This is a genomic window from Mesorhizobium sp. Arg314, from assembly GCF_053714275.1.
In genome coordinates this window covers 1-203 of the sequence record NZ_JBSKBP010000408.1, presented here as the reverse complement: position 1 = coordinate 203, position 203 = coordinate 1, and the positions used below count along the sequence as shown (strand labels likewise).

The 203-nt window shown below is 64.0% G+C and carries 1 pseudogene; it reads right to left on the bottom strand.

From position 1 onward, the window contains the following. Positions 1-203 (bottom strand): annotated as a pseudogene (gene groEL / locus ACWGS9_RS36060) (chaperonin GroEL); the annotation flags it as partial.

The following is a 203-nucleotide window of genomic DNA, read 5'->3' as shown; positions in this document are numbered from 1 at the left end:
GAGATCGACACCTTCTTGGCGCGGCCGAGCATGTTGAGGCCGACATTCTCGAGCTTGATGCCGAGGTCTTCCGAGATGACCTGGCCACCGGTCAGGATGGCGATGTCTTCCAGCATGGCCTTGCGGCGGTCACCGAAGCCCGGAGCCTTGACGGCGGCGATCTTCAGGCCACCGCGCAGCTTGTTGACGACCAGCGTGGCCAG